Origin of the sequence: Novosphingobium aquae (assembly GCF_037572715.1) — a bacterium.
In the GTDB taxonomy this organism is placed as follows: domain Bacteria; phylum Pseudomonadota; class Alphaproteobacteria; order Sphingomonadales; family Sphingomonadaceae; genus Novosphingobium; species Novosphingobium aquae.
The window spans coordinates 60449-83850 of the sequence record NZ_JBBHJY010000010.1; the positions used below are offsets into that span (position 1 = coordinate 60449).

General features: G+C 63.7%; 24 protein-coding genes and 1 tRNA gene. 13 read left to right on the forward strand and 12 right to left on the reverse strand.

Translation table 11 applies throughout. The annotated features are described in order from the left end of the window. Positions 1 to 29: 29 nt before the first annotated feature. The 7 genes from WG900_RS17265 to WG900_RS17295 all read left to right on the forward strand — a co-directional run bounded on the left by WG900_RS17265 (position 30) and on the right by WG900_RS17295 (position 6992). The gene (locus WG900_RS17265; RefSeq protein ID WP_339969130.1) at positions 30 to 1274 is read left to right on the forward strand and encodes an MFS transporter; all 1245 of its coding nucleotides are present in this window, start codon (positions 30 to 32) and stop codon (positions 1272 to 1274) included. 97 nt (positions 1275 to 1371) lie between these two features. Then, a complete protein-coding gene (locus WG900_RS17270) occupies positions 1372 to 2760 on the forward strand; it encodes a hypothetical protein (RefSeq protein ID WP_339969132.1) in 1389 nt (462 codons plus the stop codon). After that, positions 2760 to 4220 carry an acyl-CoA reductase gene (locus WG900_RS17275; RefSeq protein WP_339969134.1) on the forward strand — a complete coding sequence of 487 codons (1461 nt, stop codon included), beginning with the start codon at positions 2760 to 2762 and terminating at the stop codon, positions 4218 to 4220. Before WG900_RS17270 ends, WG900_RS17275 begins: the two co-directional genes overlap by 1 nt. Positions 4221 to 4227: 7 nt before the next feature. Then, positions 4228 to 4944 carry an alpha/beta fold hydrolase gene (locus WG900_RS17280; RefSeq protein ID WP_339969136.1) on the forward strand — a complete coding sequence of 239 codons (717 nt, stop codon included), beginning with the start codon at positions 4228 to 4230 and terminating at the stop codon, positions 4942 to 4944. Positions 4945 to 4990: 46 nt separating this feature from the next. Further along, positions 4991 to 5923 carry a LysR family transcriptional regulator gene (locus WG900_RS17285; protein WP_339969138.1) on the forward strand — a complete coding sequence of 311 codons (933 nt, stop codon included), beginning with the start codon at positions 4991 to 4993 and terminating at the stop codon, positions 5921 to 5923. A gap of 21 nt (positions 5924 to 5944) precedes the next feature. Further along, on the forward strand, positions 5945 to 6691 hold the full coding sequence (locus WG900_RS17290) for an SDR family oxidoreductase (RefSeq protein ID WP_339969140.1): 747 nt from the start codon (positions 5945 to 5947) through the stop codon (positions 6689 to 6691). A gap of 225 nt (positions 6692 to 6916) precedes the next feature. Beyond that, a tRNA-Val gene (locus WG900_RS17295) sits at positions 6917 to 6992 on the forward strand. A gap of 10 nt (positions 6993 to 7002) precedes the next feature. On the opposite strand, the gene WG900_RS17300 is transcribed toward WG900_RS17295, so the two are convergent. From WG900_RS17300 to WG900_RS17340, 9 genes are read right to left on the reverse strand one after another with little or no spacing between them, the layout of a single operon-like run. After that, entirely contained in the window at positions 7003 to 7746 is a 744-nt protein-coding gene (locus WG900_RS17300; RefSeq protein WP_339969142.1) for an SDR family NAD(P)-dependent oxidoreductase, read from the reverse strand. Continuing rightward, positions 7746 to 8915 (reverse strand): thiolase family protein, encoded by a 1170-nt coding sequence (locus tag WG900_RS17305; RefSeq protein ID WP_339969144.1) that lies wholly within the window; start codon positions 8913 to 8915, stop codon positions 7746 to 7748. Before WG900_RS17305 ends, WG900_RS17300 begins: the two co-directional genes overlap by 1 nt. Before the next feature lie 3 nt (positions 8916 to 8918). Then, positions 8919 to 9347: a Zn-ribbon domain-containing OB-fold protein gene (locus tag WG900_RS17310; RefSeq protein WP_339969146.1), complete on the reverse strand. Its 429-nt coding sequence runs from the start codon at positions 9345 to 9347 to the stop codon at positions 8919 to 8921. 16 nt (positions 9348 to 9363) lie between these two features. Beyond that, positions 9364 to 10218 carry an SDR family oxidoreductase gene (locus WG900_RS17315; RefSeq protein WP_339969393.1) on the reverse strand — a complete coding sequence of 285 codons (855 nt, stop codon included), beginning with the start codon at positions 10216 to 10218 and terminating at the stop codon, positions 9364 to 9366. 2 nt (positions 10219 to 10220) lie between these two features. Next, positions 10221 to 10619 (reverse strand): carboxymuconolactone decarboxylase family protein, encoded by a 399-nt coding sequence (locus tag WG900_RS17320; RefSeq protein ID WP_339969148.1) that lies wholly within the window; start codon positions 10617 to 10619, stop codon positions 10221 to 10223. Between the two features lie 13 nt (positions 10620 to 10632). Further along, positions 10633 to 11631, reverse strand: a complete 999-nt coding sequence (locus tag WG900_RS17325; RefSeq protein ID WP_339969150.1) for an alcohol dehydrogenase catalytic domain-containing protein — start codon at positions 11629 to 11631, stop codon at positions 10633 to 10635. Beyond that, positions 11628 to 12821: a sulfotransferase family protein gene (locus tag WG900_RS17330; protein ID WP_339969152.1), complete on the reverse strand. Its 1194-nt coding sequence runs from the start codon at positions 12819 to 12821 to the stop codon at positions 11628 to 11630. The genes WG900_RS17325 and WG900_RS17330 overlap by 4 nt, the downstream gene beginning before the upstream one ends. Continuing rightward, positions 12814 to 13614 (reverse strand): SDR family NAD(P)-dependent oxidoreductase, encoded by an 801-nt coding sequence (locus tag WG900_RS17335; RefSeq protein WP_339969154.1) that lies wholly within the window; start codon positions 13612 to 13614, stop codon positions 12814 to 12816. The genes WG900_RS17330 and WG900_RS17335 overlap by 8 nt, the downstream gene beginning before the upstream one ends. 4 nt (positions 13615 to 13618) lie before the next feature. Then, on the reverse strand, positions 13619 to 14143 hold the full coding sequence (locus tag WG900_RS17340) for a hypothetical protein (protein ID WP_339969155.1): 525 nt from the start codon (positions 14141 to 14143) through the stop codon (positions 13619 to 13621). Between the two features lie 175 nt (positions 14144 to 14318). On the opposite strand from WG900_RS17340, the gene WG900_RS17345 reads away from it, so the two are divergent. The 4 genes from WG900_RS17345 to WG900_RS17360 all read left to right on the forward strand — a co-directional run bounded on the left by WG900_RS17345 (position 14319) and on the right by WG900_RS17360 (position 18643). Then, the gene (locus WG900_RS17345) at positions 14319 to 15122 is read left to right on the forward strand and encodes an SDR family NAD(P)-dependent oxidoreductase (protein WP_339969157.1); all 804 of its coding nucleotides are present in this window, start codon (positions 14319 to 14321) and stop codon (positions 15120 to 15122) included. Positions 15123 to 15131: 9 nt separating this feature from the next. Next, positions 15132 to 16274 (forward strand): sulfotransferase family protein, encoded by a 1143-nt coding sequence (locus WG900_RS17350; protein WP_339969159.1) that lies wholly within the window; start codon positions 15132 to 15134, stop codon positions 16272 to 16274. A 53-nt stretch (positions 16275 to 16327) separates the two neighbouring features. Continuing rightward, positions 16328 to 17119: an SDR family oxidoreductase gene (locus WG900_RS17355; protein ID WP_339969161.1), complete on the forward strand. Its 792-nt coding sequence runs from the start codon at positions 16328 to 16330 to the stop codon at positions 17117 to 17119. Between the two features lie 135 nt (positions 17120 to 17254). Next, a complete protein-coding gene (locus WG900_RS17360) occupies positions 17255 to 18643 on the forward strand; it encodes an aromatic ring-hydroxylating oxygenase subunit alpha (protein ID WP_339969162.1) in 1389 nt (462 codons plus the stop codon). Positions 18644 to 18665: 22 nt separating this feature from the next. Here the strand turns inward: WG900_RS17360 and WG900_RS17365 are convergent, their stop codons facing one another. Genes WG900_RS17365 through WG900_RS17375 form a run of 3 tightly spaced genes read right to left on the reverse strand, consistent with a single transcriptional unit; the run spans position 18666 to position 20927 of the window. Further along, complete coding sequence (locus WG900_RS17365) at positions 18666 to 18962, reverse strand: hypothetical protein (protein WP_339969164.1); 297 nt, start codon at positions 18960 to 18962, stop codon at positions 18666 to 18668. Then, a complete protein-coding gene (locus WG900_RS17370) occupies positions 18962 to 19717 on the reverse strand; it encodes a hypothetical protein (protein WP_339969166.1) in 756 nt (251 codons plus the stop codon). Before WG900_RS17370 ends, WG900_RS17365 begins: the two co-directional genes overlap by 1 nt. Positions 19718 to 19721: 4 nt before the next feature. Beyond that, a complete protein-coding gene (locus WG900_RS17375; protein WP_339969168.1) occupies positions 19722 to 20927 on the reverse strand; it encodes a toxic anion resistance protein in 1206 nt (401 codons plus the stop codon). A 154-nt stretch (positions 20928 to 21081) separates the two neighbouring features. Here WG900_RS17375 and WG900_RS17380 point away from each other — a divergent pair, with 154 nt between their 5' ends. Both WG900_RS17380 and WG900_RS17385 read left to right on the forward strand, forming a co-directional pair. Then, positions 21082 to 21936, forward strand: a complete 855-nt coding sequence (locus WG900_RS17380) for a hypothetical protein (RefSeq protein ID WP_339969170.1) — start codon at positions 21082 to 21084, stop codon at positions 21934 to 21936. A gap of 187 nt (positions 21937 to 22123) precedes the next feature. Then, on the forward strand, positions 22124 to 23401 hold the full coding sequence (locus tag WG900_RS17385; RefSeq protein WP_339969172.1) for an MFS transporter: 1278 nt from the start codon (positions 22124 to 22126) through the stop codon (positions 23399 to 23401). Position 23402: the final 1 nt, after the last annotated feature.

Below are 23402 nucleotides of genomic sequence, written 5' to 3' on the forward strand. Positions count from 1 at the left end.
ATTCACCACCGCGAGCAGGCACCGCAACCATGACCATGCCCGACCGACCGCAATCGTCCGCATCCGGCTACTGGCTGGAGGTGCGAGAACATCGGCGTGCGCTTGTGGCCGCGAGCGCCGGGCTGGCCTCGGGCTTCCTGCTCAATCACTATGTCGCGAACATCTTTGGCCCGCAGCTGATCGAAGCCTTTGGCTGGACACGGTCGCAGTTCGCCCTGGTTGGCGCCTTCGGCATGATCAACCTCGCGACAATCCCGCTGATTGGCCGACTGACCGACAGGATTGGCATCCGCCCGGTAGCGACGGTCGGGATCGCGGCATTCCCTCTGACCTTCGTCGCAATGAGCCAGATGGGCGGCAGCTTTGAAACCTTCGTCCTGATCTCGCTTGCGCAGTATCTGTTGTGCGGCGCGACCACCACGTCGATCGTCTACAGCCGGCTTGTGGCAGAACGGTTCGCTGCGGCGCGCGGCCTGGCTCTCGCCATTGGCGCGACGGCACCCGCCGTGGTCGGGATCGTTGGCAGCCCGCTGCTTCAGGCTTTGATCACCAGAGAAGGATGGCGAACCGGCTACCTTGCCGTCGCGCTCTATGTCGCATTGGTCGGGGCATTCGCCCTTGCGTTCATGCCGCGTGATAAGCCCCGCAGTTCTGCGACCCGCAAGCGCGTTGAACGGACCGGCGATTACCCCGTGCTGTTACGCTCCCGCACGTTCTGGACGCTGTTTTTCGGCTTCCTTCTGTGCAACCTGATCTATCCCCTGCAATCGTCGCAATTGATGCTTATGCTGGCCGAGCAGGGAATCGACAGCGCCAGGGGCGCATGGATGGTTTCGCTGTTTGCCGGGGGAGTGCTGGCAGGGCGTTTCCTTTGCGGCATCGCGCTTGACCGGTTTCCCTCGCACTATGTGGCCGCCGTTGCGCTGGGGCTCCCGGGGCTGGGCCTGCTTGCCATGTCGACTGGCCTTGCCGGTCCATTTGGGCTGGCTGTTGCCGTGGTCGTGATGGGCCTGTCACTTGGGGCGGAAAGCGACCTTGCCGCTTACCTTGTCATGCGTCACTTTGAATTGCGCGTATATGGAACGGTGCTCGGCCTGGTGGTGACTTCGCTGGCTCTGTCGGCATCGCTGGGTTCGATCATGCTGAGTGCTACACTTGCGCTGACCGGCAGCTTCACCGCTTACCTGCTGCTCAGCGCCGCCGGCTGCCTGATCGGCGCACTCCTGTTTCTGCTGCTTGGCAAACAAGGCGATCCAACCGTCAGCCTGACATGAACGAGTCCCATAGCCAAAACCTGTCACTGCAAGTTCAATCGCGGGTTCAGGGAACTGGCTGACCGCGCTATTTCAAATCCGCAAGCCGGAGATATTCATGACGATCAGCCTTCTTCCCGACAACCCCGGAGCCTGGACCTACCGCAGTTGGGAGGACTTGATGTCGATCCCGCGTGAGGAGCGGGAGAAGCTTCAGCTTGAGGCTGTGCGGATCAATTTCGCGCGCCTGCGCAACCGCATTCCGGCGCTCAAGAAGCTGGCGGATCGGCAAGGCGTGGAAACGATCGACCGGATCGAGGACGTTTTGCCGGTTTGCTTCGATCACCGCGTTCTCAAGAACTACCCGATCCAGATCATCGAGAACCGTGACTTCGCGAAGCTCACCACCTGGCTCGACAAGCTGACTGCACACGACCTGACGCGCGTTGACCTGACCGGGCTGACAACCATCGAGGAGTGGCTTGCTCGGCTGGAGGCTTATGGCATGCTCGTGACCTATTCGAGCGGAACCACCGGCAAGCTGTCCTTTGTCCCGCGTTCCTATGATGAGCTGGGGCCGTGGAAGTTCCACTTCTACAACGTCAATCATGCCAGCAATGGTATCGATCCGTGGAGGGAAAAGCTGCCCACGCTCTCACCGACTTATCGCGGCGGTTATCAGACGATGCTCAAGATGATGACGCTGTTCAGCGCCGAAATGGCTGGCGGTGACGAGCATTATCACACGCTGTATGACACCCATATTCCGGCTGACCTCATGGCCCTGTCAGGGCGGTTGCAGGCTGCCGAGGACAGGGGCGAAGTCATGAGCCTTGGGCTGGATCCGGCCCTGCTGGAACAGCGGCAGGCCATGCTGGAACAGGGCCGACGGCGCGATGCCGATATGGAAGTCTGGTTTGGCAAGCTGATCGGCCAGTTCAAGGGCCAGCGCGTGAAGATCGGCGGCACGTTCGCCGATCTTTACCGGGTCGCCAGGGCAGGGCTCGACAAGGGTGTGCGGTGCGAATTCGCTCCCGGGTCGATCGTTACCGGCGGCGGCGGGATGAAGGGTTACAAGGATGCGCCCGACGACTGGGAAGACCAGGTGAAGCACTTCTTCGGTGTCGAAAGGCTGGGCAACCAGTATGGTTTCTCCGAATGCATCGGCAATGCGCCCCTGTGCGACCATGGCTTCTTCCACCTGCCGCCTTATTCTATACCGCTGCTGATGGATGCCGAGGGCAAGTCGATGCCGCGCGAAGGCGTGCGGAAGGGCCGCCTCGTCCTCGTTGATCCGATCCCCCAGTCCTATTGGGGCGGCTTCACTTCGGGCGATGAAGTTACCATCCATTGGGAGGACGATTGCCCCTGCGGCTGGAAAAGCCCCCGCATCGCCAAGACCATCCGCCGCTTTGCCGAAAGCGAAGGGGGCGATGACAAGATCACCTGCGCCGGCTCACAGGCGGCTTACAACGAATTCATGGCCTTCGTTCAGGGAGAAGCCTGATGGCGATGGTCGACATTCCGATTATCGCCCGCGGGCGTTTGATCATGCCGGGCGACGACGCCGTCGAATTCAAGGGGCGCGGTGGCTCGGCATTCCGGCAGGCGGATCCGCACAAGCATGTCCATGACCTGGTGCTGGGTGATACGTCCCGCCTTCGCGACCTGCACGATACGCCGATGGCAGGGATCGTCGAGGTGCTGGCGGAGCTCGGCAAGCAGTTGAGCCTCGATGACAATCCCCTGCTGCAGGAGAGCTTTGAACTGGCCTTGCAGGCGGGCGGCCTTGCCGAACCGATCCTGCGCGGGGTTTACGATGCACTCCCCCGGATGTTCGACGCTGATCTGATGCTGGCGCTGGTCGATAAGACCATCGGCCTGCGCTACATCGACGGCTGGGTCCCCGGCGGCAACGGCTTCGAGACGGTGAGCATCCGCGCTGTCGGCACGCGGCAGTTGCACATCACGGCCGGAAACGTGCCGGTAGTCGCCGCGATGACGATTGCCCGCGCCGGGCTGACCAAGTCCGACATCCTGATCAAATCGCCGTCCAACGATCCCCTTACGGCAAACGCGATTGCCCGGACGCTGATCCTCATTGCCCCGGACCATCCGGTCACCCGCCACATCGCGGTCGCCTATTGGAAGGGCGGCGACGAATTCATGGACTCGCAGATCGTGCGGACCAGCCGCATCGACAAGATCACGGCCTGGGGCGGAATGAGCTCGGTCCGGCATATCCAGAAGTTCCTGACGCCAGGGATCGACCTGACGGCGCTCAACCCGAAATACTCGATGTCGATGGTTGGCCGCGAGGGCCTTGAATCCGATGAAGCCATGCAGGAAGCGGCCATCGGACTCGCCACGCTGGCCGGATTCTACAACCAGACCGCCTGCGCCAACACGCGCATTGTCTATGTCGAGAGCGATACGGACGAGGATAGCATCGAGCAGGTCGTCGAACTCGGCCGCAAGATGGTCGCGGCCTATGCCCAGTTGCCAGCGCTGCTTTCCGTGCCCTTCGTCACGGCCAACCGCGAGCTTGAGGCCGAGATGGACGCGATCCGCGATGAGGACGATTTCTATCACGTTGAAGGTGACACGCTGAACGGCGGCTTCATCGTCTCAAAGTTCAACGACCGCATCGAATTCTTCGACAAGCTCAGCAACCGGGTGGTCAATTTCGTGCCGGTCGACAGCCTGACCGACGTCATCAAGTGGTGCGACGATACGACCCAGACGGTCGGCCTCTATCCCGAATCGCGCCGTGCGGACCTGCGCGATGCCTTCGCCCTTGCCGGGGTCCAGCGGCTGGTTTCGCTTGCGGGCGGCGATCCGATGACCGTCTATGCCAACTCGCACCACATGCCGCCCGGATCGCCGCATGACGGGATCGAGCCCATGCGGCGGAGCGTGCGCTGGGTGGTCGATATGCAGCCGGCCCATTCCCCGGCGCACGGGTAACGCCCGAATGGCGACGTTCGTTCTTGTCCACGGCGGCGGCCATGGCGGCTGGTGCTGGGACTTCGTCGCCAGCAACCTGCGCGCACAGGGCCACTGCGTCCACGCGCCGACGTTGACCGGGCTGGGCGAAAGCCGGCACGAGGCAAGGGCGGACATCTCGCTGGATTCGCACGTCGAGGACCTGCTCACCCTGCTATGGGACGAACACCTTGAGGACGTGATCCTTGTCGGCCACAGCTATGGCGGGATGGTCATATCGGGGGCGGCGGACCGCGCGGCGAACCGGATCCGGCGACTAGTCTTTCTTGACGCCGCGATTCCGGCCGACGGTGAATGCTTGTTCGACATCTCACCGGGGTTGCAGTCGTTCAACGATGTGCAAGTCGTGGACGGTGTCCGGCTGGGGCTCTGGCCCGGCCCGGCGCTGGTGCGGCAGCTTTACGGCATTGCCGATGAGAAGCTGGCCAGCTGGGCGCTGGCGCGGCTGACACCGCATCCCTGGAACACGTTTGAAACCCGGCTCGCGCTATCCAACCCTGAAGCTTTCGCGCGCATCCCGCGCGCCATCATCAATTGCGCGGCAACGCTGGAGCGCAGACCGGAAGCCATCCGCGCCCGCTGGCGGGATGGCGATCATGTGCGGCAAGTCGAAGCGGGTCACGATGTGATGATCACGGACGCTGATCTGGTCACCGGCCTGCTGTTGGAGATCGCCGGCTTGTGACGCATAGTCCCGCCTTGCCTTCACGCTGATCGTCAGGCCCGCCAAGATGGAAACACGCTACCTCCGCAGCTTCCTGAAGATCGCCGAAACCGGATCGATCACACGCGCTGCGGATTCGCTCGGCATATCGCAGCCCTCGCTCAGCCAGCAATTGCTGCGGCTTGAGGACGAGGCCGGTGTCGCGCTGTTTGCCCGGACCGCGCGCGGTGTCACCCTGACCGAGTCCGGCCGCCGGTTCCTGGCCCATGCGCGCTCGATCATCGAGGGCGTGAATTCGGCGCTGGAAGATGCCCGGCAATCGGGGGAAGACGCAGTGGGCGAAGTCATCCTTGCCGCGCCCTATTCGATCAGCCGCATTGCCGGCACCGCGCTGTTCGAAGCCATGGCCGAGCGGGCGCCCAACGTGCGCTTCCGCCTTGTCGAAGCGATGACCGCGCAGATCTGGGGCTGGCTTGAAGAAGCGAAGGTTGACCTTGGCATCCTCAACTACCTTGGGCCAAGGCGCAAGCTCGCCTTCAGCCATCTGGCCAGCGAAGAGCTGTTTCTTGTCGGCCCGCCTGGCGAGTTCGGCGGGCTGGACGGCACGGTGGTAGTCGACGTAGCGCGACTGCCCGAACTGCCGCTGATCCTGCCGGGCTTCCCCCACAGCCTGCGCCAGCTGATTGATCAGGAAGCGGCAAAGCACCGGATCGGCCTGCAGACCTATCGCGACATGGATGCCCTTGCTCATGCCAGCGGCCTGATCGCCGCCGGGCACGGCTATTCGATCCTGCCGCTGTCCGCCGTTGCCATAGACGTTGCCGCCGGGCGAGTTTCCATCGCCCGGATCGGCAATGCCAGCTTCAGGCGGCAGGTGTCGATCGCGCGAAACAGCGCGGTGGTCATCACCCACGCATCGGTGATCTGCGAAAAGGTTGTCCACGACGTGCTTGGTGATCTCAAAAAGACCGGAACATGGGTCGTCAAAGACCCGGAGTGAATCCAAGGAAGAGGAAGCAAGATGGAAGTGCAACCGTTAGCCGGCAAGCGCGCGCTCGTAACCGGCGCGGGTCGCGGCATGGGCAGAGTCATTGCCCAAAGGCTGGCGGCGGACGGCGCCTACGTCATCGTTCATTACGCGAGCAGCAATGCCGGCGCAGTGGAAACCGTGCAGTTGATCGAGGCTGCTGGCGGGCAAGCCAAAGCCTTGCAAGCCGACATTTCGCGGCGAAGCGATGTTGTGGGCCTGTTCGAGGCGATTGACCGCGAACCCGGCGGTCTGGACATCGTCGTCAATTCGTCCGGCGTCAGCGGTGGTGGCAGCCTTGTCACTCTTGAAGACGAGCAGCTCGAATGGATGCTGGGCATCAACCTCAAGGGTCCGCTCTATGTCGCGAGTGAAGCGGCAAAGCGCCTGGGGGAAGGCGGCCGCCTGATCAATATCGGCTCGACGCTGGCGGAGTTTCCCATGGGTGGTTCCGGGATCTATTCGGCGACAAAGGCAGCGCTCAAGTCCTTCACCGAGAGCTGGGCCAAGGAACTGGGCAAGCAGGGGGTGACGGTGAACACGGTAATCCCCGGAGCGACCAGCCCCGGCATGGCCGAACGCACGCCCGAGCCATACCGTTCCTTCTACGAGCAAGCCTCCCCGTTCCAACGCATCGGCCGGGCAGAGGAAGTAGCAGCGGTGGTCGCATTCCTCGCATCGCCTCAGGCGAGCTGGGTGTCTGGCGCGCACATCATGGCGAATGGTGCTGCGAATGCTTAGAGCTGCCTGCACAAAATCTGCACAACCGTCATCCCGGCGGAAGCCGGGACCGAGACCCCTCAAACAGACGATTGGCCCGAAATCTTGGCTCTGAGAGCAGTCGTGGCTCCGGGACTATTCCGGGACTCTACCCTTCACACCGGTCATTTCGAGGCCAGCCTAGTCTCTTTTAACCCGGTTGACGCGCCGCCAAAAACCTCTCAATAGCGCGGCTTACCGGTGCATGGGCGCTTAGCTCAGTTGGTAGAGCATCTCGTTTACACCGAGAGGGTCGGCGGTTCGAGCCCGTCAGCGCCCACCATGCACCGGCCTCAGACCGTGTAATTGAGGCCCAGCCTGCCGCCATCGCAGTAGATTGTCTGACCGGTGATATAGCTCGATTGCTCGCTGGCGAGGAACACCGCGACATCGGCGACTTCCTCCGGCTCGCCGGCGCGGCCCATGGGCGTGCGGCTCATCACCCGTTTGACTGCGGCTTCGTCACTGAGGAAGGCTTTGCCCATCTCGGTGAGGATCGTGCCCGGCCCGATCGCATTGACCCGGATGCCGCGCGGAGCGAGGTTGAGTGAGGTGACCGTGGTCAGCTGGCTGATCCCGCCCTTGGAAATCACATAGGGAATCTGCGTCGGGATCGCGAGCACGGCGTTGACCGAGCTCATGTTGATCACCGATCCCCCGCGCTGCATCAGCCGCGCCGCGCGCTGCGTTGCGAAGACCATCGACTTCAGGTTGATGCCCATGACCCGGTCATAAGCTTCCTCGGTCAGGTCATCGAGCTCGGCCGCGTGGGTGACGCCGGCATTGTTGACCAGAATGTCGAGCGCGCCCCATTTGTCTTTGGCGCGGTCGAATAGACGATCGAGTTCGGCCACGCGCGACACGTCGCAGGTCACGGTGATCTGTCCGATCTCGGCCCCAAGGGCTTCAACCCCCGGCCCGTCGATGTCGGCAAGGATCACCTTCGCACCCTCAGCGGCAAAGCGCCGCGCTATGGCAGCGCCAATGCCCTGCGCCGCGCCGGTGACGACCGCCCGTTTGCCCTCCAGAACGCCCATCAGTCGCGCGCCAGCAGCAGCGCGGCGGCGAGCGGACCGCCGCCTGATGTTGCCACGGCCACCTTGGGATCGCCAGGGATCTGCCGCTCGCCCGCGTCTCCGCGCAATTGCAGCGCCGCTTCATAGGCAAAGCCGAAGCCGTGGAGCCGCCCCGCGCCCAGCTGGCCACCGGCCGTATTGAGCGGCAGGTCGCCGTCGCGCGCAATCCGCTTGCCGCCGTCGATGAACTCGTGCCCCGCGCCGATGTCGCAGAAGCCCAGCGCTTCCAGCCACGAGATCGGGAAGAAGGCGAAGCCATCGTAGAACTGGACGGTGCCAACGTCCTTGGGCTTGTAATCGGTCTGCGCCCAGAGGTCGGGGCCGGTGGCATAGCTCGCCATGTAATCCGGCTGGTCCCACGAATAGCGGTGCACCGATCCGGCGCTGGCGGCGACGCGGATCGGCGTGGTCTTGACCTCGTCGAGCGCATCGCCGGCCGAGAGGATCAGCACGGTCGAGGCATCGCTGAACCGGTCGCAATCATAGAGGCAAAACGGCGTCGTGATCAGCCGTGCCTCCATATATTCGTCGAGCGTCAGCGGCTTCTTGGTGATCGCCCGCGCATTCGGATTGTCCAGTGCATTGCGGTTGGCGTTGAGCGCGATCTGGGCGAGCTGTTCGCGGGTCATCCCGTTGCGCTTCATCTGGCGCATGGCATAGTGCGCCACCCAGCACGCGGCCGAAATCGCGAAGTAAGGCGCGGTCCATTGCGATGAGCCCTCGACGAATTCACGGCGCACCGGCGGGAACTCCTCGGGCCGGGACATGGCGGCGGCTTCGTAGACCGTGCGGAAGCAGATCACGTGGCGCGCGTGGCCATTGCGGATGGCATCGGCGGCTTCGGCAATGGCGGAAAGCTGGGCGGGAATTTCGCCGCCGCCCATGTGCCAGCGCGCCTTGATGCCGCAGGTTTCGATCACTTCATCGACGCCGATTGGCGAAAAGCCGAGGAAGCCGGCCATGCGCCCCGGATAGGTCGCAACCCCGTCGATCTGATCAAAGGTCAGCCCGGCATCGGCCATGGCTGCCTTGATTGCGTCCATCGTGATGCCCATCGGCGAACGGGCCAGCCGCACGCCGACTTCGCTCTGGCCAATGCCGGTGATGTAGGCTTCGTGCTTCAGCGCCATGGCTCAGGCCTCCTTCTCGAAAAGGGGGAACCAGATGCCGTCCTGTTCCTCGAATGTGACCCGGACCCGGTCGTCAAAGTCAACCTCGTCGACCGGCGAGCCGACGACATTCGTCGTCAGGATCACGCCCGGCGCGCCATCCAGCTTCACGCGGGCGATGACGAAGGGCACCGGCAGACCCGGCATCCACGGCTGGTGGTTGACCGTCAGCGTATCGATCACGCCAGTGCCGGGAACGGCTTCGGGGGCGACGTTCTCGCTCTGGCAGTGACGACAGAACTCGCGGGGCGGATGCGTCCATTCCCCGCAATCACCGCAATGCGTGATGTAGAGCTTGCCCTCAGCGCCGCCGGTCCAGAACGGGCGGTTGATCGCATCGAGGCGCGGGCGCGGTCGTTTGGGCGGGGGCGGGGCGGCCTTGGTTTCGGTCATCAGATATCCTGTCGGTCTAGAGCTTCGATCCGCCCATGAAGGCGGGGTCGATCGCACCGGTGAACACGCCGGTAGCAAAGCCTTGGTCGGTGTAAAGGAAAGTGCCGGTAATCGCGGCGTTGAGTGCGCTGTTCAGAAGCACCAGCGGCCAGGCCTGATCTTCCGCCGTCGCCATTCGGCCGAGCGAGGGGTAGGGCCACTTGTCAAGGAAGCCGTCAGGTAGCGCGGTCTCCTGCACGTCCATGAAGGCGGTGCGAGTGGGGCAGGGGCCAATGCAGTTCAGCCGGATGCGGCGTTCCAGACCGAGCTTCACCGCCGCATGGGCGGTCCACACGACCAACATCTCCTTGGATGTTGTATACCCGTCGCGCAGGCGGTTGTCGGGATCAGCCTCAACCCATGCGAGCGCCTCATCGGGGTCGGAAAGGGCGAGCATCTGCATCGACTGGGCAAGGTTCTTCATCCAGCCCATCGCCGCGTCGGAGGAAATCAGCGCGATCCCTGCGCCATCCTCCAGAGCGGGCAGCAGGCTTTCGACGAAGAGCCGCGTGCCGACATAGTTGACCCGCATGCAATAGAGCGGCCCCTTCACCATCGGCGGCAGGCCGGCACAGGGGAACAGGAAGTGGATCGGGGCGAGGGCTTTCAGATTTTCAGTAGCGGCACGAACCGCGTTGAAGTCCGACAGATCGAGCGGCGTGTAGCTCTCACAGGCGACCTTCGGTTCGGCAATGTCGACGATGTGCACCTTCGCGCCAAGTTCGCCGAGGATGCGCGCGACCTGCTCGCCCATGCCCGATGCGCCGCCGGTGACCACGCAGGTCTTGCCGCGATAGCCCAAGCCATCAAGTTGGGTGCCGCCGTGTTGCATGCTCACTTGCCGTTCTCCTGCTTGTCGTAATCCTCGAACCCCAGCAGCATGGCCCGCTTGGCGGTGGCTGCCTTGGGGAAGCCGCAATAGGGGAAGGCGGTGTAGAAGATTTCTTCGATCTCGGTGCGGGTCAGGCCGTTCCGCATGCCCATACGCGTGTGATAACGGATCTCGTCCGCCGCGCCTTGGGCGATCAGCATGCCGAGCACAGTGCAGGACCGCATCTTGCGCGCCAGCCCCTCTCGCGCCCAGACCGAACCGAAGGTCCATTCCATCGTCCAGCGGGATTGTTCGCTGCCGAAAGTCGTGCCGTCCTCATATAGTCGGCGGGTGCCTTCGGCCATTTCCTCGCCGTAGATCTCGGTGAACAGGGCGAGGCCCTTTGCTTCGGCATCGCTCATGGCTTGCATCCCTTCAGCACAGCACGTGCACCTTCGTTTCATTGTTGGCGCCGCGCAGTAGGTCCATCGTTTGCGGCAGGGCGGCCAGCGGCACTTGACTGGTGATGATGGTTTTGGGGTCGATGTGGCCCCCATCCATCTCGCGGGCGATATAGAGGAATTCGTCCATGCCGTAGCCGACGAGGAACTGCATCGTGACACATTTGTAGGCCGCCAACGCGGGCATGAAGGGATCTGGTTTCGTGCAGAAACCGAGGCTGACGACCTTGCCGTAGGTCTTGGCATGCTGGATCGACTTGGCCAGCATCCCTTCCGCGCCGACGCATTCGAAGACGATGTCTGCCGGGCCGCCCAGTGCGTCGATGGTCTCAGCCACCTCGTTCTGACCGAATGGGACGAAAGCATCGGCGCCCATGGCCAAGCACATGTCGCGGCGGCGCTGCGAGCGAGAGAGGGCGATGATCCGCGATGCGCCCATGCGCCGCGCCCAGTAAATCGCGTAAAGCGCCACTGTCCCGCCGCCGAGTACCACTACCCGGTCACCTGCGCGGATGCCGGACTGGCGCAGGCCGTAAAGGCTCACCGCAAGAGGTTCGATCAGCGCGCCGTCTGCCATCGACAAGGCTTCCGGCAGCGGCACGGCAAGGTTCGCGGCGAAGCGAACATATTCGGCAAAACCCTGCGCGGCGCTTGGCGCTTCATGGCACATGACGTGGTTGTGGCCCGCGCAGCCCGCGCAATGCCCGCAGGCGCCCGAGGGATTGACCGCGAGCTTCTGCCCCAACCGCAGGCCTTCGACCCCTTTGCCCAGCGCAACGATTTCGCCGGCATATTCGTGGCCGAACTGTCCCGGGCCGAAATCGAACAGCTCGCCCTTGGTCATGGAAAGGTCAGTGCCGCACAGGCCGCAGCGGTGGACACGGATGACCACCTCGCCCGCGCCGGGGACGGGATCGGGCAGGTCCTCGATGGTGATCGACCCGCCCTTGCCGGCATAGATCGCTGCCTTCATGCGCGCTTCTCCAGCAGGTCGAAGCGTTCGACGTAATCGCCGAAAATCTCGCGAACGAGCCCGGCGGACAGGCCGAAATCCTCGAGCGAATAGCGGTGCGGGCCATGCGCCAGTTCGGGCTTTTCCTCGATCCGCACAGCCATATCGGCGCGGACTTTGTCGCTCAGCTCAAGCCCGGCAAAGGCATAGACCTGCTCGACCGTGCCCATCGGATCGCGGTGAAAATCGGTGTGGATTACGTCGAGCACCTGGCTCGCATGGGCCTCCCGCACAGGCTCTGCACGGCCGATAGCGCGCGCCCATTTTTCGGTCTCGGCAAGGCCCATCTGCCAGGCGCGTTCTTCAATCCGGCCCTCCTCAAACAGCGCGTGGTTGCCGATCAGCAGCGCACAGAGCGAGGGGATTGCCTTGGCCGGATCGCGGTGCGTCTGGATCACTCTTGCATCGGGAAACTGCGCGAACAGCGCATCGAGGCTTTCGATATGGCCGGGGTTCTTGAGTAGCCAGCGCTTGTCCGGTTCGTTGCTGCCGACCAGCCGCAGCACACGCTCGAAATGGGCGTAGCAATGCGCCTCGCTTTGCTCACGCCGCCACAGGTCATAGCTCTGCGCCGACCAGCCGCAGGTGAACAGGTTGGAGACGAAACCCTGCCGCAGGATCAGGCAGCACTCGTCGACTTCCTCCGCCGCCATGGCGTGGGCGGCAAGTGCCGCCGGTTTTTCACGGTGGCGGGCTTCCAGTTCGGCGACCGAGCGCTGGAAGCGCGGATTGGCCTCCCAAGTATCGCGCGGTGGGCGGGGTTGCGGCGCGCTGGTGATCCAGGTCTGCAGGCCCTGGAACTGCGGATCCACCGCGAGCAGCTTATGCAGCGCGGTCGTCCCTGTGCGCGGCAGGCCGGTGATGATGATCGGCGCGGTGATGGCATGGGCGTTCCAACCGGGAGTCTGCGCCATCGCGCGCACCGCATGGCCGCGCGCGGCGAGGACAGAGGCGAGCCCCATCCAGCCGCGTCGCCGCCCGTCTTCGCTCCAGCGCGGGTCGTAGTCCATCGAATGGAGCAGCACTTCCAGCCCGCGCCGATAATCGTCCGCGCCGAAATCGGCCCAGCCTTCGATTAGCGCGGCTGCGGCATCGTGCAATTGCGCCTCGCTGCCAGCGAAGCGCGTGGGAGGGGCGAGCGGATCAGTCATCGGTGTCGATCATGCCCTTGATCTGCGGCCCGCCGCCAACGATCAGCGTCTCGCCGGTGATATAGCTGGCGCTGGAGGAGGCCATGAACAGCACAGCCTGCGCGACTTCCTCAGGCTCACCGGGGCGGCGCAGGGGGAAGGCGGTGCAGGCACGCGCGGCGTCGAAGCCGGTCTTGGCCCAGTTGGCCTTGGCGAGCGGGGTGGCGATCATCCCGGCGGCGACTGCATTCACCCTGATGCCCTTGGGACCCCACTCGGCAGCGGCGACGCGGGTGAGCATCTGCAGCCCCGCCTTGGCCGCAGAATAGGCCCCGCAGCCCATCGTGCCGTTGTTTCCGGCGAGCGAGGAGATGTTGACCACGGCGGTCTGTCCGGTCTCAGCCGCCGCTGCCTTGAGGTGCGGATAGGCGGCCTGTGCGCAGAAGAATGCGCTGTCGAGATTGAGCGACAGGTCCTGCCGCCACGTTTCAAGGCTGGCATTGCGCAGCGCCGCATGACGCGCCCCGCCCGCGTTGTTTACCAGCACGTCGAGCCGTCCGTAGTGGGCAACCACCGCCGCGATCAGCGCTTGGCATTGCTCCATGTTGCGCACGTCGGCGGCGACGCAGAACACCTCGCCGCCGGTTGCCTCGCGAATTTTGGCAGCCGCTGTTTCAAGCCGGTCCGCCTTGCGCCCCGCGATAGCTACCTTCGCCCCCGCTCGGGCAAATTCGGTTGCTGTCGCCAGACCAATGCCCGAGCCTCCGCCCGTGACCAGCACGATCTTGCCGGCAAAATCGAATGTCGCGCCCATAGCCTTAGTTCCTCGCCACGTTCTGGAAGAAGTCGATCCCCGCCGGTTCGGGCATGATGTATTCGAGGTAATGGCCCAGTTCGGGCACTTCGACGAAGCAACTGGTGATGAAGCCCGCGTTCACGCTCTTGTGCGGCATGGCAAAGCCGGCGCGCGCGGTTTCGGACTCCAGGGCCTGCCATTCGGCCTCGTCGGCGATCAGGTAGCCGAGGTGGTGATGCTTCATCACGAAGCCGTCACCCGCCGGCAGCCGGTCCATGATGATCCCTGCACCCGGACCGCTCGCGGTGATCAGTTCGTACATCATGGTGCCGAGCCAGGCGAGCAGGACCTGCGTTTCGCCGCCTTGCGGGTTGGGCCCGCCGATCGGCGTCCAGTTGCGGATTCCCAGCCGCTCCGACATCAGCGCCCGCGCCTGATCGAGGTCGTTTGTGGCCCATGCCATCTGGAAGTGCTCGGCGCGCAGCAGTCCGTTTCCAGCGCCGAAGGACGAGCCCGGGCGATGCAGCAGTGGCAGCCTATCAGGCATGGCTCTCCCTTTCAGTTGCCCTTATTGGATCATGACGCTCTGCCAGATGGCAACCGGCAAAACAGGAATTACGACAGGCCTGTCGCATGGCATCGCCCCGGCGTGTGCGCCGCGCCTTGCAACGGCGCGGCGGCGGGGAAATAACGCGCAGGCCTTAGAACGGCGGGAGGGACCAATGGCCGCACGCGACATCCTCGACCTCAGCGGTCGCGCCGCCCTCGTCACCGGCGGCGGGCAGGGAGCTGGCCGCGGCATTGCGCTGGCGCTCGCCGATCATGGCGCAGCCGTGGCGGTGAATGACTTCGTGCTCGACCGCGCCGAGGCCGTGGCAGAGGAAATCCGCTCCGCCGGGGGCAGTGCCATCGCCGTTCAGGCCGACGTATCGGACTATGCCTCGGTCAAGGCGGCTTTCGACAAAGCCAGCTGCCAACTCGGCACGATCAACCTGCTGGTCAACAACGCCGGCATGGCGGGTCCGAGCAACAAGATGGGCCGCTCACCCGAATTCTGGCAGGCCGATCCTGCCGAATGGCCGCGCTTTTTCGGCACCAATCTCTACGGCGTGATGAACTGCTGCCATGTTGCGCTGCCAGCGATGGTCGAGGCCGGCAAAGGCGGCCGTATCGTCACCATCGTGTCCGATTCCGGGCGGCTCGGCGAGCAGCGCCTGGCTGCCTATGCCGCTGCCAAGGCCGGAGCTGCGGGCTTCGTGCGCTCCATCGCCAAGGAAGCTGGCCGCTATGGCATCACCAGCAATGCGGTTTCGCTCTCCACGCTGACCCCGCCGATGAGCGATGAACAGCTCGCCGAATTTCTCGAGACGCCGATGTCAAAAGCGCAGCTCTCGCAATACGTCATCCGCCGTTACGGCACCCCCGACGATGTCGCGGCCATGGTGCTGTTCCTCTGTTCCGATGCCGCCAGCTGGATCACCGGCCAGACCTATCCGGTCAACGGCGGCTACTCATTCACGATCTAGGAAATGCCCATGCAAGTCGAAACGATCATCGCCAATGCCCGCGCCGCCACCGGGCTTGAGGACCTTGGCGATCCTGCACAGCTTGAAGGGCTGCCAGTGCTGGTCAAGGCCTCGAACGAGGAGGCGCGGCTTTCCGAACGCGGTGCGGCGATGTGGGAGCAATCGATCACCAGCTACCTGATCAACCGCATTAAGACGGTCGATTACGCCAAGCAGCATCCCGAACTGCTCGAAGTGCCGATCGACAAGCCGACCTTCGTTTTCGGCCTGCCGCGCACCGGCACGACGATGACGATCAACCTGCTCTCCGCCGATCCGGCGCGCCGCTGCTATCGCCGGTTCGAGGCGCTGGATTCGATGCCGCCGGCCGCGCCCGACTACAAGTCAGATCCGCGCTATCTCGCCGAACTGGCCAAGGGCGAGATGGCGATGAAATACATGCCGCAGATCGCCGCAATTCACTGGGAGGATGCCGATTCACCCAGCGAGGACCAGTATGCGATGGCGCAGTCGTTCTGTTCGCAGATCTACGATTCGCAGGTCAACATCCCGAGCTACCGCGAGTGGTTCTTCGGTGCGGATTATGTGCCAGCCTTCCGCTTCCAGAAGCAGATCCTGCAACTGTTGCAGCAGAACGTTGGCGGCAAGTGGACGCTCAAGAACCCTTGGCACCCGCTGTTCCTTGATGCGCTGACCACGGTCTATCCCGATGCCGAACTGGTGATGACGCACCGCGATCCGGTCGAGGTTGTCGGTTCTGCCTGCTCGCTGCTGAAAGCGGTGCGACCGATCTATACCGAGGACATGAAGCTGGGCGAGATCGCCGAATGCCTGCTGCAGACCTTCGACCACATGATCGCGCGGCAGAACGCCTTCCGCGACAAGCGCGGCGAGGACGCCATCTTCGATATCCAGTACGCCGCACAGATCAAGGACCCGCTGGGCACGATGCGCGCGCTCTATGACCGGTTCGGCACGGAGTTCACCGCTGATGCGCAGGCCGGAATGCAGGCGATGATGGACTACAACCCGCAGAACAAGCACGGCAAGCACAGCTACACGCTTGAGGAATTCGGGCTCTCGGCCAAGTGGGTGCGCGATCACTTCAAGGACTACACGGACCGCTTCGCCATCCCGGTCAAGGATGTCTGACCTCCGGTCCCGCTCGTCCTGAGCGGAGGTTGAAAATGAACGGAGGACTTTCGATGCAACTCAGTTCCACCAATCACGCCTTCATCACTGGCGGAGCGAGTGGCATCGGGCTCGGCATTGCCGATGCGCTGCTGAAGCGCGGCGTGCGGGTGACCATTGCCGACATCAACGCCGACGCGCTCGCCGAAGTGCTGGCAACGCGCGGCAATGCCCTGCGCGGCGTGTTGCTCGACGTGCGCGACCGGGAACAATGGCAGGCGGCCAAGGGCAAGGCCGAGGAAGTGTTCGGTCCGGTCGATCTGCTGGTCAACAACGCCGGGATTGCGCCTGATGGCCTCGAACTGGCGGATTCGCAGCCGGAAAGCTTCGAGCGAATATTCGGCATCAACTTCTACGGTGTTTACAACGGAATCGTCACCTTCGGCGCAGGTATCCGTGCGTTGGGGCGGGGCCACATCCTCAACGTCGCCTCAATGGCCGGCCTGTCGAGCGAGCGCGCGACGACCGGGGCCTACTCCGCCAGCAAATACGCCGTAGTGTCGCTGAGCGAGACGCTGCGGGTGGAAATGGCACCGCACGGGGTGGGCGTGTCGCTCATGTGCCCGGGGCTGGTGATGACCAACCTGCCGGAGAACACTGCGAAGATCGGCGGTAATCTGCGCCCCGGCGGCAAGATGCCCGGCGGGCTTGATGCAGGGGTGGCGGGCGAAATGGCCGTGCGCGGGATAGAGCGGGGGCAGTTCTATATCCTGACCTCGTTCGACCGCGACGAGCCGATCCGCCGCCGCTTCGAGGAGCAACTCGCGGCCTTTGCTGCAGGGCCGGATGCCGACCTTGCGGGGTAAATCCGGAGCCTAACACCGCCCAGCCGATTTTCCCGCGGGTTCTGCTGGGCACGCGCCCTTGCCGGTTGCGCAGCCAAATCCGCGCTATACAACCGGTCAGCAGGGCATAAGCTGCACCCCCCGGGAGAATTTTCGATGGCCGAAGCAAGGCAGGTTCCGTTCAAGATCACCGAACCGGACCGCATTCCGTCCAAGCGGTATTACGACGAGGATTTCTACAAGGCCGAGGTCGAGCACCTGTGGCCACACGTCTGGCAGATGGCCTGCCGGCTCGAACTGATCCCCGAAGTGGGCGACTGGATCGAATATTCGAACCTCGGCAAGTCGGTCATCGTCGTGCGCACGAAAGACGGGGTGAAAGCCTATCACAACGCCTGTCGCCACCGCGGCGTGCCGCTCAACGATGGCCAGATGCACGGCAACTGCAAGGGGAAGGGCTTCATCTGCCCGTTCCACGGCTGGCGCTGGAATATGGAAGGTGAAAACACCTTCGTCTATGGCCGCCACCTGTTCGAGGAACGCCAGCTTGATCAGGCCGACCTTGCGCTGAGGCCCTGCCGGGTTGAGGTGGCCGGCGGCTGCGCCTTCATCAACCATGATGACAATGCGCCCTCGCTGTCCGAAAGCCTCGGCCCGGTGATGAAGGCGCTCGACGCTCACGGGATGCAGAACCTGCGCTCCGAATGGTGGTATGGCACGGTTCTGCCGGCTAACTGGAAAGTCGCGATGGAGGCCTTCATGGAAGGCTACCACGTGATGCGCACGCACCCGCAGCTGCAGCGAACCGCCCCCGCGCTCTACAATTCGATGTACGGGTTTGACACCGGCGGTATCGGAATTCCGATCAATCCGGACATGAGCGTGCGCGACAACATCGTCAGCCAGATGGAGCACCTCGAGCTGCTCAGCGAGGGTATGGCCGGCATGGTCGACAAGCGCGAGATCGAGATTGCTCGTCCGCTGGTCGATGCGCCGTTCCCTGAGGACCCAGCCCAGGCGGTGATGATGTTCTTCGGCATGATCAACGATCAGGTCCACAAGCAACTGAGCGCCAAGGGCGTGCCGGTGCCCGATCTCAACGCCGCTGCGGTTAACGATCCGGTGAACGCAGTGGAATTCCTGTTCCCGCACTACTTCCTGCTGCCGATGTTCTCGGCCATGTCATCCTATCGCATCCGCCCGCTGGGGCCGGAGTCCTGCCTTTTCGAACTGTGGGCGCTGGCGCCCTTCGCACCGGGCGAGGAACCGCCGGTGCCGACGGAAATGACCATGCTGCCTTATGACAGTCAGGAATTCCCGCCGATCCCGCGGCAGGACTATTCGAACATCCCGATCCAGCAGCAGGGCATGCACGCCACCGGCTTCGATTTCATGCGGCTGAGCTATGACAAGGAAGGCCTGATCAGCAATTACCAGCGGATCATCGATGGCTATCTGGCGGGTGCCGACCCGCACAAGCTGGCGGCGGCGATCACCCAGCTGAAGGGCAATTTCGACGGAAAATTTGTCGAATTCGACTTCTGATCGAACTGCGGGCGCGCGCTGTTCAGGTCAGCAGCTTGCGCCCGGTCTTTTCGACGGCGCCCTGTACCAGGGGTTCGATGAACGACAGCGCCGGGGGCAGGTCGATGGTGCAGACCACCTGCGCCTCCTCGATATCGATCTTCGCGCCGACCTGCTGGCCCATCGCCGTGATGACGAGGTCCATGTGATCCTCGCTCGGCCATGACGGTTCGACCTGCGCCATGCCGCCGGGGATGAAACCGGCGAGTTCGCCCACGCGGCTCTGCATCCTGCGCCGTACCTCTTCGCGGCCGAGGCCATGGGGGATGGCGACGCGCATCAGGGCCTCGGGAGAGCGGGCGTGTCCTCGCCCTCGACCCCCGAGCCATACTTGTAATCGAGGTAGCGGGTCTTGATCGCCAGGTCGTCGATCGCGCCGCTGGCCAGCTGGCGGGTGACAGAGTCAATCTCGCCGCTGATCAGGCCGAGGCTTTCGGCCAGCTGCTTGTCAGGGCTGGAGCCAGCGCGGTCTTCCTGCCGAAGGTTAGCCGGAATCTTGCGGTAATCCTGCACCACGCCGGGCAAGTGTTCGCCCACCAGCTTGCGCACCTGCACGGCGGCAGGGTGGGTCTGGTCGATTTCCTGCAATTGCTTGCCCAGCGCGTCGAGTTGTAGCCCGATGGTATCGACCAACTGCACGGCAGGCGCGGGCAGGGCGGGGCGCTGCGCTTCGAGCCAGAGTTCGGTGCGCCCGACGAGCGCCTTGACGTCTCCCTTGTTGAGATCGCCCAGCGAGGGGACCTTCATCTTCGGATAGCGCGCAAAAACGCCAAACGCGACGAAACTGGCGATGATTGTCAGGATGATGCCGGTCCAGCCGATGCCGTCGATCACGAGCCCGGCGACAATGGCCGCGAACCACACGGCGAGCACGGCCATGCCCATGCGTCCCAGTTTGCGCAGCAGGTGCTGGCGCTTCAACGCGGCCGATTGCCGGCCGATTGACCCCACTCGGCGTCCACCCGCGCGCTGGTGATCCAGCGACTGGCGCGCGCCGGCAAGGATGCGGTCCGATTCCTGCGAAGGGCTGGACAAGTTCTCAGCCCTCCAGGCTCAGCACGCTGGGGCCTTCGACGGACTTCGATGCCTGCGCAGCGCCTTCGGCGCGGGCGATGTAGCCCTTCGACTTCTCGACCTCGGCGGTCAGCGTGGTGACAGTCTGCTTCATCGATTCCAGCGCCTTCACCTTGAAGGTGTCGATGTTGTCCATCGTGTCATAGATGTTCTGGAAGGCACGCTGCAGCGTTTCCATCGGGATGGTCGAGCTGGCGGCCTGTTCGTGGATCTTCGCGGTCTGCTCTTTCAGCAGGGTGCCGGTCGAATCGATGATGTTGGCGGTGGTCTCGTTGAGCGCGGTGATCTGCTGCAGTACGAGCCGCTGGTTGGTCATCGCCTGCGCCACGGTCACTGCGGTGCGCAGCGCGCCGACAGTGGTGGTGCTGGCGCGGTCGACGCCCTTGACCAGTTCGACGTTGTTCTTCTTGACCAGATCGAGCGCGAGATAGCCCTGCACGGTCACCGCCATCTGGGTCAGCAGGTCCTGCGTGCGCTGGCGGGTGTAGAACAGCGCGGATTCGCGCACTGCCTTCGCTTTTGCCGGGTCGGTATGGTCGAGATCATTTGCCGCCTCTTCCAGCTTGCTGTCGAGCGTGCGCGCGATGAGGATCATCTGTTCAAGGTTGCCCATCGCCTCCCACAGCTTGTGCCGCTCCACGTCGATCGCGGCATTGTCCATCAGCAGCTCGTCCTTGCCCGAGGCAAGGTGGCCCAGCACCGACTGGATGTGCGTCTGCGCCGACTGGTACGAATTGAAGTAGCGCTTCATCGAATTGCCGAAGGGAATGATGCCGAGGATCTTGCGGCCGGTGGAAAGCTTGCCGTTCTTGCCAGGGTCGAGCTCTTCCACGGTCTTGCGCAATTCGGCGAGGTTCGCGCCAACGCCCGAATCCTTGTCCATCGCGCGGACCGGACGGTCGAGGAAGCGGTTCGCCATACCGGCGGCGGCGGCGATTTCCTTGCGGCCCATGCTGGTCAGCTGGTCGATCCGCTTGCCAAATTCGGGACTGTTGGCATCCTGCGCGATCAGGTCGGCGACGAAGGTCTCGGCCTTGACCTCAAGCGCGGACTTTTTTTCAGCACTGACGGGGACGAGGCCAGCGGCCTTTTCGGGCGCGACCACGGGGACGGGATCGGGCGGGGTAAGCTCGAGGACCGGTTCAGCAGTGGCAGTCGGCTTGGTGGCCATGTCAGTCGGAATCCCTTGGCAGTTGCGATAGTCAACATGGGTCGATCATCGGCGCAGTTCAAGCTGTATTATGCAAACAAGACACGCAGCGCAAGCAGTTCACCCGAAACGCCGCCCGCTTGCCGTGCCCGCGAAGTAGGTTAGCATTGGGGCAATGCGCTGGTATTACATTCTCCCGATATCGCTTCTTGCCACCCCGTTGCAGGCCGCGCCGCCCACGCTCGACGCGTTCTCGGCGGACGCTTCGGCCCGGCTTGAGCAAGCCCTGCCGGGCCGCGAAGTGCGGCGCGATACGGTTGATCCTCTCAAGCTCGTGGTGCTGAAAAAGGGCAAGGAGAGCGAATTCACGATCTATTTCGACCGCATCTGGCGCTATTGCCAGCAGGCCAGCGAGGAAGACTGCACCGCCGCCCGCGCCGATTTCATCGCCAAGACCCTCGCCCCGCGCGACAAGCCGACCGCGCGTTCGCTGCGCTATGTCTTGCGCGGCAAGGATTATGTTTCGGCAATCGCGGAGATGGGCCGCAAGAAAAGGGGCGAAAAGCTCGCCTATGCCCGGCCGATTGGCGGCGATCTGTTCAAGGTGCTGGTCGCGGATTCGAAGGATTCGGTTTCAATGATCGGCAGCGCCGCGCTCAAGGAGCTGGGGCTGAGCGAGGACGACGCCTGGCTGATCGCCGAACCGCAGACCCGCAGTCTGCTGCCCAAGGTGCCCGACGCTGCCGCTGTCGCCAAGCAGTGGACCGGCTTTCAGGGGCCGCAGTACATGGGATCGATGCTCGGCCTGACCGAGGATTGGGCGTGGCTGGCCGAAAAGGCCGGTCCGAACCTGTTCGTCACTGCAGCGACGGACCAACTGGTGATCGTCGGGCTATCGCCGCCGGGGCCGGACTTCGACAAGCTGGTCAAGGCGGTGCAGGAAGACTGCAACGCCGCGGAGCGCTGCATCTCGCCGCACGTCTACCGGTTTCGTGACGGCAAGTGGGTGGTAGCCGATCAGGGAGCCTGACCCTGCTTCCTCAACCAGCGGCGACATGGCTGGTGGCGATCTGTTTCCGGCCAATTTGTCTCTTTCCGGACAAAAGGAGCACCCCCTGGGCATCGCCGCCAAGATGGTGCCAGGCACAGGTAACCGCGGGGCTTTGAAATCCGCCGTTCCTGCCCTAGCGTCGGGTCACAAAGGGAGACGATGAAGCATGGCAACCGGTGCACCCAGTGCGCGCGAGGAATGGGCGTCGGGCTGGAGCGTGGTCTTCGCCGCGTCGGTCGGCTTTTCACTGTTCTCGGTCATGCTGTCAGCGGCGGGCATCTTCATGCAGCCACTGGGTCAGGAATTCGGCTGGAGCCGAACCACGCTGTCCGCCGGCCTCGCCGTGGCAACCTTCGTCACCGCAATATTGTCGCCGTTCTTCGGCATCCTGATCGACAAATACGGATCGCGCCGTTTGGCCCTGCCAGGCATCGTGCTGACCACGCTGGGCATGGCGAGCTTCGGGCTGATGACCGGATCGACTGAGATGTGGATCGGTCTGTGGGTCGTGTTTGGCATGATCCTGGTCACGGTGAAAAGCACGGTCTGGTCCGCCGCAGTCGCCCACCGCTTCACCCATTCGCGCGGGCTGGCGCTGGGGCTGGTGATTGCCGGCACCGCTGTGTCGCAAGGCACTGTGCCGATGCTGGGCAACTGGCTGATCGAGAATTACGGCTGGCGTCAGGCCTATATCTGGCTGGCCTTCGGCTGGGGATCGATGACCTTTGTCATCTGTTATTTCCTGTTCAAGGACGGCTACGCCAAGCCCGGATCGCAGACGGCCGACCAGATGCGCGAAACCGCCGAGATCAAGGCGGCAGTGCCCGGCCTCACCGTGAAGCAGGCGGTCCGCAGTCCGGCTCTGTGGATGATCCTGATTTCGTCGTTCATTGTCATGGCGGTGACTCAAGGGTTTTCCGTCCACCTGTTCCCGATCCTGACCGAGAGCGGCATTGCGCGTGCGCAGGCTGCACAACTGTTGGTCGTTTCAGCCGTGGCGGCGGTAATCGGCAAGCTGGCGACCGGCTGGATGCTCGACCGGTTCCGCCCGAACTGGGTTGGCGGGCTGACGCTGGCCGCCTGCGCGCTCGCTTTTGCGCCGTTGATGGAAGGGGCGCGTTCGATGCCGCTGGTGATCTTCGCACTGGTCGTGAACGGCTATGCCATCGGCACCAAGACCAACATCACGCTGTTCTTCGCCGCTGAATATGGCGGGATGCGCAACTTCGGCAAGATCTACGGGACGATCTCGGCGATCATCACCTTCGCCTCCGCGCTCGGGCCGCTGCTCGCCGGGCGGCTTTATGACACATCAGGAAGCTACGACAGCTTTCTGATGCTTGGCGTGATCGGCTGCGTCATTGGGGGACTGATGCTCATCGTCCTGCCAAGCGCGCCGCGCTGGAAGGCGCAGGAAGACGAGCTGGCCGCACAATTCGCCTGAA

Excerpts from the sequence above, each read along its gene's own strand:
- WG900_RS17335 (WP_339969154.1), bottom strand. The coding sequence starts at position 13,614 with ATGGGCGCGACATTCGATTTTGCCGGCAAGATCGTGCTGGTCACGGGC.
- WG900_RS17265 (WP_339969130.1), top strand. The coding sequence starts at position 30 with ATGACCATGCCCGACCGACCGCAATCGTCCGCATCCGGCTACTGGCTG.
- WG900_RS17365 (WP_339969164.1), bottom strand. The coding sequence starts at position 18,962 with ATGCGCGTCGCCATCCCCCATGGCCTCGGCCGCGAAGAGGTACGGCGC.
- WG900_RS17305 (WP_339969144.1), bottom strand. The coding sequence starts at position 8,915 with ATGGCGCTGAAGCACGAAGCCTACATCACCGGCATTGGCCAGAGCGAA.
- WG900_RS17325 (WP_339969150.1), bottom strand. The coding sequence starts at position 11,631 with ATGAAGGCAGCGATCTATGCCGGCAAGGGCGGGTCGATCACCATCGAG.
- WG900_RS17320 (WP_339969148.1), bottom strand. The coding sequence starts at position 10,619 with ATGAGCGATGCCGAAGCAAAGGGCCTCGCCCTGTTCACCGAGATCTAC.
- WG900_RS17280 (WP_339969136.1), top strand. The coding sequence starts at position 4,228 with ATGGCGACGTTCGTTCTTGTCCACGGCGGCGGCCATGGCGGCTGGTGC.
- WG900_RS17350 (WP_339969159.1), top strand. The coding sequence starts at position 15,132 with ATGCAAGTCGAAACGATCATCGCCAATGCCCGCGCCGCCACCGGGCTT.
- WG900_RS17310 (WP_339969146.1), bottom strand. The coding sequence starts at position 9,347 with ATGACCGAAACCAAGGCCGCCCCGCCCCCGCCCAAACGACCGCGCCCG.
- WG900_RS17345 (WP_339969157.1), top strand. The coding sequence starts at position 14,319 with ATGGCCGCACGCGACATCCTCGACCTCAGCGGTCGCGCCGCCCTCGTC.
- WG900_RS17300 (WP_339969142.1), bottom strand. The coding sequence starts at position 7,746 with ATGGGCGTTCTGGAGGGCAAACGGGCGGTCGTCACCGGCGCGGCGCAG.
- WG900_RS17275 (WP_339969134.1), top strand. The coding sequence starts at position 2,760 with ATGGCGATGGTCGACATTCCGATTATCGCCCGCGGGCGTTTGATCATG.
- WG900_RS17375 (WP_339969168.1), bottom strand. The coding sequence starts at position 20,927 with ATGGCCACCAAGCCGACTGCCACTGCTGAACCGGTCCTCGAGCTTACC.
- WG900_RS17380 (WP_339969170.1), top strand. The coding sequence starts at position 21,082 with ATGCGCTGGTATTACATTCTCCCGATATCGCTTCTTGCCACCCCGTTG.
- WG900_RS17270 (WP_339969132.1), top strand. The coding sequence starts at position 1,372 with ATGACGATCAGCCTTCTTCCCGACAACCCCGGAGCCTGGACCTACCGC.
- WG900_RS17340 (WP_339969155.1), bottom strand. The coding sequence starts at position 14,143 with ATGCCTGATAGGCTGCCACTGCTGCATCGCCCGGGCTCGTCCTTCGGC.
- WG900_RS17290 (WP_339969140.1), top strand. The coding sequence starts at position 5,945 with ATGGAAGTGCAACCGTTAGCCGGCAAGCGCGCGCTCGTAACCGGCGCG.
- WG900_RS17315 (WP_339969393.1), bottom strand. The coding sequence starts at position 10,218 with ATGCAACACGGCGGCACCCAACTTGATGGCTTGGGCTATCGCGGCAAG.
- WG900_RS17385 (WP_339969172.1), top strand. The coding sequence starts at position 22,124 with ATGGCAACCGGTGCACCCAGTGCGCGCGAGGAATGGGCGTCGGGCTGG.
- WG900_RS17330 (WP_339969152.1), bottom strand. The coding sequence starts at position 12,821 with ATGACTGATCCGCTCGCCCCTCCCACGCGCTTCGCTGGCAGCGAGGCG.
- WG900_RS17355 (WP_339969161.1), top strand. The coding sequence starts at position 16,328 with ATGCAACTCAGTTCCACCAATCACGCCTTCATCACTGGCGGAGCGAGT.
- WG900_RS17360 (WP_339969162.1), top strand. The coding sequence starts at position 17,255 with ATGGCCGAAGCAAGGCAGGTTCCGTTCAAGATCACCGAACCGGACCGC.
- WG900_RS17285 (WP_339969138.1), top strand. The coding sequence starts at position 4,991 with ATGGAAACACGCTACCTCCGCAGCTTCCTGAAGATCGCCGAAACCGGA.